Here is a 15,379-nt window from a genome sequence, read left to right on the forward strand (position 1 = left end):
ATTTGATATATTTATTCCCTCACAAAACAATACTGATATGCCTGATATTCTCCCAATTCCACAGGCAATGGCATACCTCCATACATAAGTGCTGAGCCGGTATACCTTTTTCCACTTTTCTCTTCCCGATACACGGCTGCTTCTTCAAGTCCTTGAAGCTTAACATAATTTACTGTCATATTTCCGTGTATTGCCTGCATTACTATATTTAAAAGTACTTTGCTCTGCTCTTTTTCATCAGTGTAAACAAACTCCCATGCACAGATTTCTTCCTCTGTCGGATTAGATAAACGATAATATAATCCGTTCTGAATGATTGGCGCATAGCTTTTATATTCTGCAATCTGTTCTCTGATCTCCTGTTTCTCTTCTTCCGAAAGGTTCATAAGATTCAGCTCATATCCAAAGGTTCCGGACATTGCCACAACGCCTCTTGTATGAAGCGGAGTTTTTCTTCCTGTCTGATGATTCGGAACAGCTGATACATGAGAGCCAACTACTGACACCGGATAACCGAAGGATGTTCCATACTGGATTTGTAGTCTGTCAATCGCATCTGTATTATCGCTGCACCAGATTTGAGGAGTATAATACATCATCCCTGCATCAAATCTTCCACCTCCGCCACTGCAGCCTTCAATCAAAAGATTCGGATATCTCTGTACAAGACGCTCCAGAAAATCATAAAGTCCCAGCACATAATCATGTAACACTCTTCCCTGGTCTTTCGTAGTCGCTGAATAGATGTCCATCAAGCTTCGGTTCATATCCCATTTTACATATTCAATATTTCCCTGATCTAATACCTTGCAAATCTGACTATAAATTTCATCTACAACTTCTTTTCTTGAAAAATCAAGTACGAGCTGATTTCTGCTTCTGACCGGTCTTCTTCCCGGAATCGTCAATGCCCAATCCGGATGTTTTCGATAGAGCTCACTGTCTTCTGAAACCATCTCCGGCTCGATCCAGATACCAAACTTCACACCAAGAGCATTGATTCTCTCTATCAGATTTCCAAGTGTACCGCCAAGTTTCTTTTCATTCACAAACCAATCACCCAGTCCGCTGTTGTCATCATCACGTTTTCCAAACCAGCCATCATCCATAACAAGCATATCAATGTTTACTTCTTTTGCCGCTTTTGCAAGCTCATAGATTGTATCTCCCGTGAAATCAAAGTAAGATGCTTCCCAGCTATTGATCAATACAGGACGAACCTGTTCTTTATATTTTCCTCTGCAAATGTGCTTTCTGATACACTGATGCAGATTCTGAGATAATTGGTTCATTCCTCGTGAAGAATAGGATAATATTACTTCCGGTGCCTTGAACATCTCATTTTTCTCTAGCGGATAACGAAAAGCTTTCTCCTGAAGTCCAAGCATCATTCTCGTCTGATTTAATTGATCCTTTAACACTTCCCCTTGAAAGCATCCACTGTATACAAAGGACATCGCATAACAGTTTCCTTTATCTTCTGTCGTTTCTCTCTCAGCAAGAATCATCATCGGATTATACTGATGGCTGGAAGTTCCCCTGACACTTCCGATTTTCTGTGTTCCATGCACTACCGGAACTCTCTGGACATTTCTCTCCATCGCATGTCTACCATAAAATGTTAGAAGTTCATAATCTCCATAAAGGAAATCTAAACTTGCAGACTCTATTTTGTTCAGATAGATTTTCCCATTATTTCCATTTTTTATGCACACACTTCTTGTAATAATATCCAACTCTGAAAGAACACCATAAAGCAGAATCACTTTAACTCCTGTCACTTGATCTTCCATCAAAATTTCCAGTGTTTGCGCTTCTTCATCACTTGCATAAACTGCCGGAAGTCCTTCCAGATTATATTTTCCCTTAAGGATTGTATGACTCTTATATCGAAGATCACAGCTCATGCTTCCGTCTGCATTTTCAACTACTAAGGCAGTGCTTCTGAAATCGCCATTTCCATAGCAAGGAAACTCCTGCGGAAGTGTGTCCATAGAATAAGTACGATCTTCTCCTGCATCATACGGATTTCCTGAAAATCCTCTGTCATAATGTGTCAGAAGATAATCCATACATCCTTCTATCTTTTTTCCATAATACAGATGAAGCAAAAATCCATATTGGTCCACCTGCATCTGATATGTCGTATTTTTTGTCTGTAATGTAAATGTCCTATCTTTCTCGCAATATATAATTCCCATACCTAAAATACTCCTTTTTCTATTATAGCGAAGCAAGGGTTTCATTACTTTTTTGCTCCTGCTTCGCTATTTTTACTGTTCACACTATGTGCGACCAAAAACTTATTTCTAATTTTTATTATTTCACCGCTCCGTTTACAACTCCATTGAGGATATGCTTCTGACAAATCAGATAGAATACCAGAATCGGAAGCAATGCCAACAGATAAGATGCAAATGCCAGATTATAGTTTGTCCCAAACTGTGTCTGGAAGGTCAACTGTGCCAATGGCAGTGTATTTCCGCTTCCTGAGCCTGACATAATTACAAGTGGTGTCATTACATCGTTCCATGTGCCGAGTGCTGTCAGAACTGCAACTGTCGCATGCATTGGTTTCATAATTGGAAATACAATTTTCCAATAAGTTTTCCATGTGCTTGCACCATCCACGCAGGCTGCTTCTTCCAGTGCCAACGGGATATTCGTCAGATATCCGGAATAAAGCAACACATTCATCGGCATATAGAATACAACATACAGAATAATAACTCCTGCCCTGTTCGCCAGCCCCATCTGTGCTGTCTGCTTTACAACAGGCATCATCAAAATTGCAAATGGAACAAACATTCCGCTGACAACATAGAAATAGATGAATTTGTAAAATTTACTCTTTTTATTTCTTCCGATTGCATATCCGAGAAGAGAATGAATCAGAATAGAAAGTACAACTGTTACAAGCGTGATAAGCACACTGTTTCCAAGAGAATGCCAGAAATCTGTCACCCGCATTGCCTCTGCAAAATTTTCCAGACTGAAATGACTTGGCAACGAAAGGATTCCGCTGATGCTATTTGTCATCTCAGAAGGTTTCTTCAATGCAATTACAATTGTCATATACAATGGAAATGCAACTGTGACCAACCCAAGTAAAAGTAAAATTGTTACCGGCCAATTTACCCGTTCTTTTATTTTCATTTTTTCCATTACAGCTGCTCCTCCTTTTTCCCTGTGATCGTCATCTGTAATACAGAAATTACAACAATAACAATAAAGAATATCACTGCGTTTGCACTCTGGAATCCAAACTGACCGCCGCTCATACCATTGTTATAAATCAGATAAGAAATGGATTCTGTACTCTGCGCCGGACCGCCCTTTGTCAATGCCATAATCTGATCAAATACCATCAGAAAGTTTTTCACGCAAAGCACCATGTTAATGCTGAAGAATGGAATAATAAGCGGGAATGTCAGATGCTTGAACTTATTCCATCCTGTTGCACCATCAATTGCTCCTGCTTCGTAAATATCTTCCGGAACTGTCTGCAGCCCTGAAATGTAAATGATTGTATTCATCGCAATTGCCTGCCATGCACATACAATTACAACTGCGATCCATGCCAGTTTTGTACTGGACAGCATACTGGAGGAAAGTGTCTCACTTCCAAGCATTTCCCCGAAAGCCGGAAGAATGTATGTGAAGAAGTAATTGAAAATATATCCTACAACCAATGCTCCGAGAACATTTGGAATGAAATATGCTCCACGAAATGCACTCTTAAATTTAATTTTGCTGTTCAGTCCAAGTGCCAGGATCAGACTGATTGCATTTGTTACAATTGTAGCTACGATTGCTAATTTAAATGTAAACAGATAAGATCCTCCGACTCTGCTGTCTGTAAACAAATCTTGATAATTTCTAAGACCTACCCAGTCAAAACTTCCATAGCCTTTAAAATTTGTAAAACTATAAATCACACCTTTGATCAATGGCAATGTATTAAAACAGAAAAACAGCGCCACGATTGGAATCGTAATCAGAAGAAATGTCTTTTTTCTTCCACTCATTGATTTCTTTCCCATGCTTGAATACCCCTTCCTTAATCTTCGTTTGCATGTTCTTTCTCATAGTCTTCAACTTTACGGATGATATCACGGTTATATCTCTTCCAGTCTTTATCAAACTTTGTTAAGAATGCATCTACATCCCCCTTCATAAGGAATGTCTGAATCTGTGCATCTACTGACATCTCTGAAGGATAATAATGATCCTGATAATCTGCCATTCGCCCTTCTTCTATAAAACTTTTCACTCCATCAAGTGTTGAAGCAAGTTCAAAATCTCCTTCTTTACAAGGAACTGCTTTCTGTTCATCCAGATAACTCTGTACATTTTCGTCTTTCAAAAGAAAATCAAGTACTTCATATGCAGCTTCTTTATTCTTACAGTCTTTCATGACACTGAACTGGAGATCCACACCGGAATTCAATTTATTCTCCGACGCATCATCATTGGCAGGCATTACAAAGGAATCGATATCCATGTCCGGATTTACTGTCTGAATCTGTGGGATTGCATAACTTCCGATTGTATACATTGCAGATTCTCCATTTGCAAATGCTGTACAGGCTCCATTGTAATCATAAGCAAAAGGATCTTTTGGTCCATATTCAAGCAGTGCTTTTATCTTTTCCGCCACTTCTCTGTATTCTTCTGAAAATGTTGTCTCCCCTTTATTCACCTGGCGGCAAACATCTGCCGGTGCAAGATCCACCGCAATCGCATTCCAAGGTGCAAGACATGTCCACGTATCTTTAAATCCAAAATACAATGGCTGGATTCCTTCACTCTGAATCTGATCACAGAGAGCAACAAATTCATCCCACGTTTCAGGAATTTCCCATCCATGTTCCTTGAACATTTCTCGGTTATACAAAACTCCTGCTGCATTTGCCACATATGGCACAGCATATACACCATCCTCCGGCACAAATTCAAGTGCCTTGTCGATATCCAGGTATGCCTGTTTGATAGAGTCCAGTCCTTCATAATCTGAAATGTCCATCAGCATGTCAGAATCAATAAAGTTAGAAAAATTGACATCTCCTCCGATTCCAATAATATCCGGTGCGTCCTCTCGGATAAAACGTGTCTTAAGAACTGTCATCGCATCATTCGGAGATTCAATTGTTAAATGAATGTCATCATGAGTTGCATTGAATTCTTCTTCAATTTTTTCAAATGTTTTCACCGCTTCCGGTTTATACTGCACAAGCTCGATTTCTATTTTTCCACTACTATCGCTCTTCTGTCCACATCCTCCAAGTATCATTGCCGAAGTCATGCAAAACATCAGTCCTATGCAGATGATTCGATTGCTCTTCTTATACATTTCATTACTCCTTCCTTTTACCATACACCTTTCATTTTGACACATTCCGGAATATTTTTGTCTCTTTATTCGGGTTTTCTATTTGATAAATAAATTCTAACATATCTTTATGCGACTGTAAATATCTGTATTTTTTATGTTTTATATCAAAATGCAATTTTCCATCTCGTATATTGAAGTTATCTAGTATTTTGATATATAATGATATCAGAGGTGATTTAAATGAGCGATTTACTTTTTTCTGTATTTCCAAATGAAAATTTTGTTGATCTTGGATTATATCAATATGGATGGGAACAATGTGCACCGGCACATTCTTTTGGTCCTGCCGCAAGAAATCATTACATTTTCCATTATGTAATTTCCGGAACAGGAACATTACTTGCAGATGATGAAAATGGAAACACCATCACTTGGCAGGTAAAAAGCGGACAGGGCTTCATGCTTTTTCCCGGACAGGTTACGACTTATATTGCTGATTCCACGCTTCCGTGGGAATACACCTGGGTAGAATTCGATGGTCTTCGTGCCCGTGAGATTGTTACAACCGCAGGTCTGAGCCTGAATCATCCTGTGTATCATGCCAGTTCAAAAGAACTTCGCAATCAGATGATGGAAGAAATGCTTTATCTAAGCCGGCATCCTGAGGAATCTCCGTTTCATTTAATCGGACATCTTTATCTGTTTTTAGATTATTTTATGCGTTCTGCTGCAACAGTTCACGTAAAACAAAACGGAAGTATCCGGGACTTTTATGTCAAAGAAGCTCTTTCTTATATCGAGCAGAATTTTCAGAATGATATTTCCGTAGAAGATATTTCCGCTTCCTGCGGATTGAACCGAAGCTATTTCGGAAAAATCTTTCATGACACAATTGGACGTTCCCCTCAGGAATTTCTGATTAGTTATCGCATGACCAAAGCTGCCGAGCTTTTAAAAATCACTTCACTCTCAATCGCAGATATTGGAAATGCAGTAGGATATCCGAATCAGCTACATTTTTCACGTGCATTTAAAAATGTTTATGGGGTATCACCAAGAAATTGGAGAAATGAAAATAAATTAGAATAATGCCAGGGCGGGAGCCAACGGGGACGGGGGCAATAACATTGGGACGGCCAACGGGGACGGGGGTTAGTGGCTTTTTTGCGAGCAAAAAAGCCACTAACCCCCGTCCCCGTTGGCTCCCTTGGCCATCCTTACCTCTTGAAGAGCGTCAAAATATTTTGACCATCTTTGTACTCATAAGAAATTTCATCCATTATTTTTTTCACCATGAAGATTCCAAGGCCGCCGATTTCACGTTCTTCCAGCGGTAAACTAATATCCGGATCTGCTTTTTCTCTAGGATCATATGGGCATCCATTATCCGTAAACTGCAAAATCACTTGATTATTTGCCGAAGCACATCCAGCCTTAACGCTGGTTGCACCACTATAATAAATAATATTAGATAAAATTTCATCCACAACTACATTGATCTGCAAAATTGTTTTTGCCGGAACTTCTGCCTCGGAAAGAATTCTATCAAAAAACTCTGTCACCTCCGGCAGTTTGTCCAAAGATGGTTCAATTTTGATTTCTTTCAAATCCGGCAGCGTGTTTTTTATTTCGAGACACAGCATGGTAATATCATCAAACTGCTCCGCTTCGCCAGCAAAGGATTTCACATCTTGATGTACTGCTTCTAACAGCTGACTGCATGAACCTGTCTTAGCTGTATTAAGAGCCGCTACCATTCTGTCTGTTCCATATAGCGTATTAGACAAATTGATTGCTTCCGGCACACCATCCGTATAAACAAAGAGCCTGTCACCCGCATTCATTTCCAGCTCGTATTCCTTATATCGAATATCCTCCATACCAGCCAGTACAAATCCATGTTTATCTTTGTAAAGTTCAAATTCTCCGTCTTTACGCATAATCACCGGATATTCATGCCCTGCATTTGCACATATCATTTTTCCGGTAGATATTTCCAGAATACCAAGCCAGATGGTTACAAACATTTCAGCATCGTTATTTTCACAAAGCTGATTATTCACTTTTTCTAACACTTCTTTCGGAGACAATCCGCTCTGTGTCGCTGATTTGATCAACGTTTTTGAAATCATCATAAACATTGCCGCCGGAACACCTTTACCGGATACATCTGCCATTACCATTGCTAAATGATCATCATCCACCAGGAAGAAATCATAAAAATCACCGCCGACTTCTTTTGCAGGAGTCATAGATGCAAAAATATCAAATTCATGCCGATCAGGAAATGCCGGGAAAATACATGGAAGCATGGATTCCTGGATATGTTTTGCAACATCTAATTCCGCTCCGATACGTTCCTTCTCAGCAGTTATTTTAGAAAGGTTTGATATATAATTTTGAATCTCCTCCAACATAAAATTAAAGGAATCACTCAAAGACTCTATCTCATCTCCGGTCTTGATTTCTATACGTTGATTTTCAAAATTGTTCGTCTCTGTGATTTCCTGTGTGAAATCGGTAAGCTTGCCAATCGGTTTTGTCACCATCTTTCTGACGAAGAAAACGTACGCGACAATGGTCAAACCAATAATTGCAAAAGAAATCAACAGCATATTGGTCAGCACGGAAATTAAGTATGCCCTTACTTCACTCATATCAAGTATATACTGAATTTCTGCGATCGCATTTCCCGATTCATCGAGGATAACCGATACCCCCGTGTAGTTGTATCCATAATCATTATCCGTGACAAGTGGTTTATCAAGTCCCTTATTTTCCGCATATCTTTGCCAGATGGTGATATACTTCTCCATATCTGCCGGGTCGTCCGGATTTGCCGCATCAACATAAAGGATATCGCTTCCGTAAGGAATCTGATTTGCAGGATCATCTCCCATTTCTTCGACCATAGCGTCAATATAAAAACAAACACTATCTTCATCCGGAACTACGAGCGAAAGAAATGTAACATTACCATCTTTTTTCAGCTGGTTGAAAAGTTTGCACATTTTCTGATACTCCGGCGTCTGATTTCCGCCGTCAGAGAGAATTGTTTTTACATCTTCCACATCGATCATCGCAGCTATTGCATTACAGTTTGTCATCACACGATTCGCACACATTTCCTCAAGGTAGGATTTCGACGTTGCATAACTAAAAAGTGATGTTGCAATTGTAAGTATCAAGCCTACAATCCCCAGTGAAATGATAAATTTGGGCAAAAGTTTAATTTTCATCCTCATCCCTCCTAAAGTAATTTGTAATAAATTTCCGCATCGCAGCTGCATCTTCCTTTGCAATGAGGACAGATTAATTCCATATCATCGTACCAAATTTTTTTCGCTTCCGTTAAATAGTCGAACTGACACTTTGCAAGCGTTTTCCCTAATGGGAGAATTCCCCCAGGCTTCCAACAGACAATAAAGGTAATGTCTATATTAGCCTTTTTCATTTCCTTCGAAATAAACTGCATCATTTCTACCGCAAGTTCATTTCCCCGATATTCCCTCTTGATTCCTACAGACTGTATCTTTCCCACTTTTTTATCGGAATTAGAATATACCTCACGAAATACATTTATATCTAATTTTGAGTATTTTGCTATCTCTTCTTCATTTGTAAGAAAATAATAAATATACCCAATTGTTTCATCCTTTTCGTTTTTCAGTAAATAGAAAAATTTTTCTTGATCATTAAGCGTTGCGGCAATTTCCTCTTTTGGATAAAGATTCTTTCCCACACATTCATCGCTCAAAAAACTCGCTTCCTCAATTTCTTCTTTTTTCAGTGGTCTAAGATAAAATCTCATTCCATTTTCAAGAGTAATTGTATACATTATTCACCGCCTTTCGTACATGTCAATAATTTAATTCCCATTGAGATTGTTGATTTCTTCTGCAGAATTAGACGTTTTAAAGTCTTATAATAACAATCCAGCCATTCTGCCCACAATTTATATTCTTCATTCTCCGGCTCTGACTCTAAAAGTAATAATACATCCTCCGAGAGATAGCTAAAAAAAGTGGTAAAGATTGCTTTTTTCTTTTCACGTTCTCTTCCTGATGCCGAAACACAATCGTGCCAGACACAGATATTTTCATAGCCGCACTCTGGAAGTATGCTACAAATACTTGCTCCTACCTCGCGGTTGCCTGAATATTTATCTTTTTTCAATATTTTCAAAAACTCACCAAGCAGCCCTTGTTTATCATGGCTCAAATAGGAAGCCGAATCATTTGCCTCGATAATAACTAATTTTCCTTCTGTTTTCAGAAATGGACGAATGGATACAAGTAATTTATTTACATCACTTAAGTGCATTAAAACAAAAGAAAGATAGATCACATCAAATCCATCTATCTGTTCTGTCTTCATTATGGTGCGAAGTTTTTCTGCAAAATCCTCCGCTTCCACATCAAACGCATAGAACGAAAATTTTTCATCGCCATAGGATTGTTGCGCTTTCGTGGCAAGTTTCTCATTATATTCCAGTCCAATCACACGTGATACTACCTCTGAAGAAAAACGTTCCACTGTTTTCATTCCATCGTTACATCCGATATCAAGCACAGCCAAATTTTGTCTTCCAGAAAAAATCTGATTAAAAACAGGAGTCTCATAGCACGCCAGGAGGTTATTTTGAACACGTAGTCTTTCCATTTCTGTTTTTTCCTGAAAAACAAGCTGATTTTGCACCACTGTTCCTCCTTAAATAATCAAATATAAGTTATTAAATATCATTTTCCGCTGATAATCGCAGTATTTTGTTTTCTTTTGAATAAGCTTTAATACACCTGCATCTATCTCGTCCCCATCTGACTCAAACGGATTATACAGACTGACATTGTCACGGATACGAAGAATATAATCGCCGTCCTTTTCCAGCAGTTTGATTGAAATATAATGCTCCTTGTTCGACGCACTTCTGTTACTAAGTCCATATTTAATGATATTAAGCAGAAGCTCTTCACAAATAAAGTTGATGACAAATGCCTGCTTTATTCCAATTTTCCACTCCTCACAAATCCGTTCAAGGTCTTCGGATATCTGTGTCATGCTTTCCTTCTCTATACGATAACTACACTCTATACATTTTCCTGTCATTCCGTATTTTTCTGACACATATTTCTTAGATGAACGGAATATATATACAATAACAATCCCCAGTGTACAAAAAATTTCTGTACATACATAAGAAGCTGAAAGACCGACAATATTTTCTCTTGGGATCAATATTGTACCAATCGCAAGCAACAGGAAACAATTTCGGAGTACGGACATCGCCCCTGCAAGTTTCGCTCTTTCAATGGATTGCCAGAATGCTGTAATGATCATATTAATTCCCATAAATACCATACTAAGTGCAAATAACCGCATTGCCATAGAAGCATTTTCAACAGCACCTATATCTCTGATGCCAAAAAATTTTAAAATAAGATTTGAAAATACTGCACAGAGGGTTGCAAGAACACCGCCACTGAAAACAGCAACTATCAATGCTTTTCTAAGTACAATAAAAATACCGTCCACATCCGATTCACCCACGAAAAATGATGTTACCGTTGAGAGTGCTCCCGATGCACCTTCAAATATGCCTGCCGGAATTGTGCTGACTGTATAAATCACGCCATAAATGGCGACATAAAATGCTCCTGATTCGCCACCATATCTAAGAAGCAGTGTATTAAACACCAACATAACAACCGCACCGAAAATATTTGCAGCCCCCATACCAAACCCATTGTATACAAATTTCCAGACGTCTGAAATTGATGGGCAAGCCAATCGAAGCTTTAATAATCTGTCTTTTTTTATAAAATGAACCAACAACACGAGAACGCCTAATGTCTCTGCAATGCAAAGAGATGCAGATGCACCAATAATCCCTATGCCAAGCACTTTCATAAAAAACAGATCCAGAGAAAGATTGGTCAGGATTACAACAGCTGATGCGACAGCTGCAAGCTTAGGATCACTGTCCGTGCGAACAGATATCGACAAAATGTGGTACATTACAAATATAGGAGCTGACCACATGACCACTGTAAGATACTGTTCTGCCAGAGGATAAAGTTCTTTGGTTACTCCTAAGAAAGAAAAATACGCGTCCTTAAAAAAAATCGGGCAAAGACACAACGCACCAATAATGAGCCCCACTCCAAGCTGGGAATGAAACACACGATTTGCCGTGTGAATATCTGATGCTCCCAGCAGTCTGCCAATCTGTACATTTGCACCTACCCCTATCGTAATACCAAACAAAGCATACAACAAAAAGACTGGTGTAGAAATATTTGCAACAGCCAGACCTTCTGCTCCCACCAGATTGCCTACAAGGGCCGCATCCACAATCGTGCAAATTGTTATTGCAAGGGACGCACAAATGCCCCATATCAGAAAATATCTATATGCGTCACTCGCAAATTTTGTATCCATAAGCACCTCACAAATTCTCTAATCTGTAAAATCCTATTCCTCATTTTCGCTTTTACAAAAGCTTTACTCAATTGTTAAAATATCAGAAAATCCAGTAACTTCAAATATCTCAGAAATTGTTTCATTTGCATTGCGTACTATCATCTCACCTTGCTTATTCATTATCTTTTGCGCTGTAAGAAACACGCGAAGTCCTGCGGATGAAAGATATTCCAAATCAACAAGGTCCAATATCAGCGTTTCCGCACCATCTATATTCTGTTTCAGCTCTGCTTCAAACTGAGGAGCCGTAGTTGTATCCAATCGTCCTTGGATAGCAAAAATCAATTCGTTTCCATTTTTTGTTTTCTTTATTTCCATAACCGTTCTCTCCTTTTTCAGTATAATTATATTTATTTTAACATTTTTCTTGGCTAAAGCCAATAACCGGGACGAAGTTTTTAAGCCAACAGGGAAGCCAATAGGGACGGAGTTTCTGGCTTTTTTTGCTTGCAAAAAAGAGCCAGAAACTCCGTCCCTATTGGCTTCCCTGCTAATCACATCTGATACTTTTTCAGATCCACCTTTCCATCTATAACCTCCACACCATCTTCTCTCAAAAGTTCTGCCTGCACATTCGCTCCGCCAAACGCAAATGCTCCGGCAAGCTCTCCTTTTGCATTCACGACACGGAAACATGGAATATGCTCCGGATCTGGATTCTTGTGAAGTGCATTCCCAACAGCCCTAGACATCTTTTCATTTCCTGCCATCTTCGCAACCTGACTGTAAGTTGCCACATGCCCTTTCGGAATCTTTTTCACAGCCTCATAAATCCTTTTCGTAGGGCTGTCTGTCACAAGGTCATAGCTCTCGCCGATCATCTGTTTAATATCCTTGTCTGGAACAGATCCATCCAGAATAATTGTATTCCAATGCTCTTTGTTCTGATGATATCCTGGAATTACCGATGGATATGCTGCACGCCAGAAATCTCTCCATCTAAAATCAGTCTTTACATTCAAGCAAATCTTTTCGTCTTTTTCATAGATCCACAAAAATATCTTTTTACTTGGCTTTACACGAATCACTTGCCATCGTTGGTCTTTGAAGGGTCTGTCTTCATAGCTATCCTGAAAAGTCAGACCATAGGCAACTGCTTCCTCTCTTGTTTTCATCTTATCTCACCACTCTTTTTTTGTTTACTCTAAGCATAAAGTATATTTTCCAAAATGAACACCCCTTGGAGCAAAATTTGTCACCTATTAGAAATGTGCACCGCAAGGCGCACAGTAACAAAAACAGGAACAATCTCTGCTCCTGTTTTTGTTAACCATATTATATTCTTACAGCATAGCTCCAAAATCTGTTACAATTGCCTGTCCTGTAATCGCCTTTGATTCATCACTTGCAAAGAACAAAATTACATTTGCTACGTCTTCGGCTGTACAAGATGGTGTTCTAAGATTACTATGTGTTGACATCGCACCAATCATATCCGGATCAAGTGCTGCCGGATTTGTTCCTGATGTCATTGGTGTAATAATATTTCCCGGGCAGATTGCATTACAACGAATACCTGTTGCCTGGAAACGAAGTGCTGTATGCTTTGTCACACCTACGATTGCTGCTTTTGATGCTACATAAGCAGCTCCGCCACATCCCTTTACTCCGGCAATAGAAGCAACATTTACGATGGATGCTCCTGCCTGCATCTTCCGTGCTGCTGCACGCATGCAGCGCATAGTTCCTTTTTCATTCGTCTCTACGATACGATCAAGATCTTCATCTGAGAATCGATCGATTGGTTTCAGCCCTTCCTCAAGGATTCCTGCATTATTCACAAGAATATCTACCTTGCCATACTTTTCAATCACGAGATCCATCAGTCGCTCCGGATCCCCTTTCTTCGAGATATCTGTTGAAACAGCATAAACGTCTCCGCCTGCTGCCTTAATCTCTTCTGCTACTTTCTCCAGCGCAGCCTCTCTTCTTGCTGTGATAACAACAGTTGCGCCTTCTTTAGCGAACATTTTTGCTGTTGCTTCTCCAACCCCTGAGTTACCTCCTGTAATAATAGCTACTTTACCTTTCAAACGATCCATTTCAAAGCTCCTCCTTTGTTGTTATAGGTAAAATTATACAATTTTTCTTTCTGTTTTTCAATCTCTTTATATATATTCTACATTTCAATATAACTTAAAGCCCTATTTTCTCTTTCAGTGAACATTTTGCCAAATCACTTGTAATATGATATGCTTAAATAGCCGCGACTCCTTCCGGTAGAAGGGAGGTGAAATCTGTGGATATTCTAATTTCTTTTATTGTCTCCGTAATGGCAGGTATTGTTAGCTACTTTATTTGCAAATGGTTGGAAAGAGACGATTAGCGGCACCAGCCTAAAGGTATAAGCCACCTTACATAACGGAATAGAAAAAGCTCAGAGGTCACGACTCTGAGCTTTTTCTTTTTCCTGCAGAAGTTTAATCTGTAGAAATCTAATTTCTTTTATTAGCTATTATCAGAATATGCCATACAGGCTAAAAAGTCAACTTAAAAATATAAATTTTTTTAAATTTTTCTTTATTCCTCCACTTCAATATGATATTCTCCAGCCCCAACATTCTGCACTTCCAATCCTTTCAGCACGCTCTTTGCTGTCGTCTTCACCGGAATAACGATATCGTAAAACAGAAGCAGGGATTAGTGGCTTTTTTGCTTGCAAAAAAGCCACTAATCCCCGTCCCTAAAGGTCTTTATCAAGTTCTCATTGCTCCATCAACAGAAAGAATTTCTCCTGTCACATAAGAAGCCAAATCACTTGCCAGATAAAGGAATGCATTTGCAATATCCTCAGATTCTCCGATACGACGAAGAGGGATTGCATTTATCATTGGCTGGATCACTTCATCCGGAAGTGCGGCAACCATATCTGTCTTTGTAATTCCAGGTGCTACTGCATTTACACGAATGTTAAATGGTCCAAGTTCTCTTGCCAGTGACCATGTCAGACCATTTACAGCATATTTACTTGCCGGATAAGCTACTCCACCCGGCTGTCCGCAGATGCTGACCATAGAGCTTGTATTTAAAATAACTCCGCCTCCCTGTTCTTTCATAACTGCAACTGTCGGCATGACACCATTCATAACCGCATTTACATTCAGCTGCATCACCTGGTCAAATCTTTCAGATGTGTAACTGTCAATTGGTGTGCTATCAGAAATTCCTGCGTTATTTACAAGAATATCGATTCTTCCGAACGCTTCTTTAATCTTGTTAATTTCTTCTGTAACAGCTTGTGCATTGCACAGATCCGGGCATGCTCCGCTTACTTCCCATGCCGGATTCTCTTCTTTTAAAGAAGCAAGTGCCTTATCAACTGTCTCCTGTCTGGAGCCGAACAATACAACTTTCGCTCCATTTTCAAGAAATTTTTTCACTGTTGCGTATCCGATTCCACGGGTTCCGCCTGTAACTACCGCTACTTTATCCTTTAATAATTCCATTATCAAAGTCCTCCTCTTTCATTCTAGCTCAAGTCGAACGTCCGTGAGACTTGGCGCGTGATTCTGGTCAGCGAAGCTGACATATTCCTATCAGAATCACTGCGCATCCTCGCAAAGC

13 protein-coding genes are annotated in these 15,379 nt (G+C 39.4%); 1 reads left to right on the top strand and 12 read right to left on the bottom strand.

The genetic code is table 11. From position 1 onward, the window contains the following. Positions 1-11: 11 nt before the first annotated feature. The 4 genes from LQE94_RS11900 to LQE94_RS11915 form a co-directional block, all read right to left on the bottom strand. The gene (locus LQE94_RS11900) at positions 12-2,201 is read right to left on the bottom strand and encodes an alpha-galactosidase (RefSeq protein WP_240577792.1); all 2,190 of its coding nucleotides are present in this window, start codon (positions 2,199-2,201) and stop codon (positions 12-14) included. A gap of 118 nt (positions 2,202-2,319) precedes the next feature. Next, a complete protein-coding gene (locus tag LQE94_RS11905) occupies positions 2,320-3,165 on the bottom strand; it encodes a carbohydrate ABC transporter permease (protein WP_022075870.1) in 846 nt (281 codons plus the stop codon). Next, complete coding sequence (locus LQE94_RS11910; RefSeq protein ID WP_240577793.1) at positions 3,165-4,043, bottom strand: carbohydrate ABC transporter permease; 879 nt, start codon at positions 4,041-4,043, stop codon at positions 3,165-3,167. The genes LQE94_RS11905 and LQE94_RS11910 overlap by 1 nt, the downstream gene beginning before the upstream one ends. A gap of 17 nt (positions 4,044-4,060) precedes the next feature. After that, entirely contained in the window at positions 4,061-5,353 is a 1,293-nt protein-coding gene (locus tag LQE94_RS11915; protein WP_118724810.1) for an ABC transporter substrate-binding protein, read from the bottom strand. Between the two features lie 222 nt (positions 5,354-5,575). On the opposite strand from LQE94_RS11915, the gene LQE94_RS11920 reads away from it, so the two are divergent. Beyond that, positions 5,576-6,424 (top strand): AraC family transcriptional regulator, encoded by an 849-nt coding sequence (locus tag LQE94_RS11920; protein WP_240577794.1) that lies wholly within the window; start codon positions 5,576-5,578, stop codon positions 6,422-6,424. Positions 6,425-6,552: 128 nt separating this feature from the next. Here the strand turns inward: LQE94_RS11920 and LQE94_RS11925 are convergent, their stop codons facing one another. The 8 genes from LQE94_RS11925 to LQE94_RS11960 form a co-directional block, all read right to left on the bottom strand. Continuing rightward, positions 6,553-8,574, bottom strand: a complete 2,022-nt coding sequence (locus LQE94_RS11925; RefSeq protein ID WP_240577795.1) for an ATP-binding SpoIIE family protein phosphatase — start codon at positions 8,572-8,574, stop codon at positions 6,553-6,555. Positions 8,575-8,585: 11 nt separating this feature from the next. Further along, the gene (locus tag LQE94_RS11930) at positions 8,586-9,173 is read right to left on the bottom strand and encodes a GNAT family N-acetyltransferase (protein ID WP_118738499.1); all 588 of its coding nucleotides are present in this window, start codon (positions 9,171-9,173) and stop codon (positions 8,586-8,588) included. After that, complete coding sequence (locus tag LQE94_RS11935; RefSeq protein ID WP_240577796.1) at positions 9,173-9,997, bottom strand: class I SAM-dependent methyltransferase; 825 nt, start codon at positions 9,995-9,997, stop codon at positions 9,173-9,175. Before LQE94_RS11935 ends, LQE94_RS11930 begins: the two co-directional genes overlap by 1 nt. 48 nt (positions 9,998-10,045) lie before the next feature. Continuing rightward, positions 10,046-11,773 (bottom strand): MATE family efflux transporter, encoded by a 1,728-nt coding sequence (locus tag LQE94_RS11940; RefSeq protein ID WP_118738090.1) that lies wholly within the window; start codon positions 11,771-11,773, stop codon positions 10,046-10,048. 63 nt (positions 11,774-11,836) lie between these two features. Further along, positions 11,837-12,133 carry an STAS domain-containing protein gene (locus tag LQE94_RS11945; protein ID WP_022074528.1) on the bottom strand — a complete coding sequence of 99 codons (297 nt, stop codon included), beginning with the start codon at positions 12,131-12,133 and terminating at the stop codon, positions 11,837-11,839. A gap of 176 nt (positions 12,134-12,309) precedes the next feature. Beyond that, a complete protein-coding gene (locus tag LQE94_RS11950) occupies positions 12,310-12,930 on the bottom strand; it encodes a methylated-DNA--[protein]-cysteine S-methyltransferase (protein WP_118724804.1) in 621 nt (206 codons plus the stop codon). A 168-nt stretch (positions 12,931-13,098) separates the two neighbouring features. Then, the gene (locus LQE94_RS11955; protein WP_118738091.1) at positions 13,099-13,857 is read right to left on the bottom strand and encodes an SDR family NAD(P)-dependent oxidoreductase; all 759 of its coding nucleotides are present in this window, start codon (positions 13,855-13,857) and stop codon (positions 13,099-13,101) included. A 654-nt stretch (positions 13,858-14,511) separates the two neighbouring features. Further along, positions 14,512-15,261, bottom strand: coding sequence for an SDR family NAD(P)-dependent oxidoreductase (locus LQE94_RS11960; protein ID WP_118738092.1), 750 nt, complete (start codon positions 15,259-15,261; stop codon positions 14,512-14,514). Positions 15,262-15,379 lie beyond the last annotated feature (118 nt).

Source organism: Mediterraneibacter sp. NSJ-151 (genome assembly GCF_022487435.1).
Classification (GTDB): Bacteria; Bacillota; Clostridia; order Lachnospirales; family Lachnospiraceae; genus Schaedlerella; species Schaedlerella hominis.

Coding starts and splice junctions, on each gene's coding strand:
- LQE94_RS11925 (WP_240577795.1), bottom strand. CDS start 8,574: ATGAAAATTAAACTTTTGCCCAAATTTATCATTTCACTGGGGATTGTA.
- LQE94_RS11905 (WP_022075870.1), bottom strand. CDS start 3,165: ATGGAAAAAATGAAAATAAAAGAACGGGTAAATTGGCCGGTAACAATT.
- LQE94_RS11930 (WP_118738499.1), bottom strand. CDS start 9,173: ATGTATACAATTACTCTTGAAAATGGAATGAGATTTTATCTTAGACCA.
- LQE94_RS11920 (WP_240577794.1), top strand. CDS start 5,576: ATGAGCGATTTACTTTTTTCTGTATTTCCAAATGAAAATTTTGTTGAT.
- LQE94_RS11935 (WP_240577796.1), bottom strand. CDS start 9,997: ATGGAAAGACTACGTGTTCAAAATAACCTCCTGGCGTGCTATGAGACT.
- LQE94_RS11950 (WP_118724804.1), bottom strand. CDS start 12,930: ATGAAAACAAGAGAGGAAGCAGTTGCCTATGGTCTGACTTTTCAGGAT.
- LQE94_RS11940 (WP_118738090.1), bottom strand. CDS start 11,773: ATGGATACAAAATTTGCGAGTGACGCATATAGATATTTTCTGATATGG.
- LQE94_RS11960 (WP_118738092.1), bottom strand. CDS start 15,261: ATGGAATTATTAAAGGATAAAGTAGCGGTAGTTACAGGCGGAACCCGT.
- LQE94_RS11900 (WP_240577792.1), bottom strand. CDS start 2,201: ATGGGAATTATATATTGCGAGAAAGATAGGACATTTACATTACAGACA.
- LQE94_RS11910 (WP_240577793.1), bottom strand. CDS start 4,043: ATGGGAAAGAAATCAATGAGTGGAAGAAAAAAGACATTTCTTCTGATT.
- LQE94_RS11915 (WP_118724810.1), bottom strand. CDS start 5,353: ATGTATAAGAAGAGCAATCGAATCATCTGCATAGGACTGATGTTTTGC.
- LQE94_RS11945 (WP_022074528.1), bottom strand. CDS start 12,133: ATGGAAATAAAGAAAACAAAAAATGGAAACGAATTGATTTTTGCTATC.
- LQE94_RS11955 (WP_118738091.1), bottom strand. CDS start 13,857: ATGGATCGTTTGAAAGGTAAAGTAGCTATTATTACAGGAGGTAACTCA.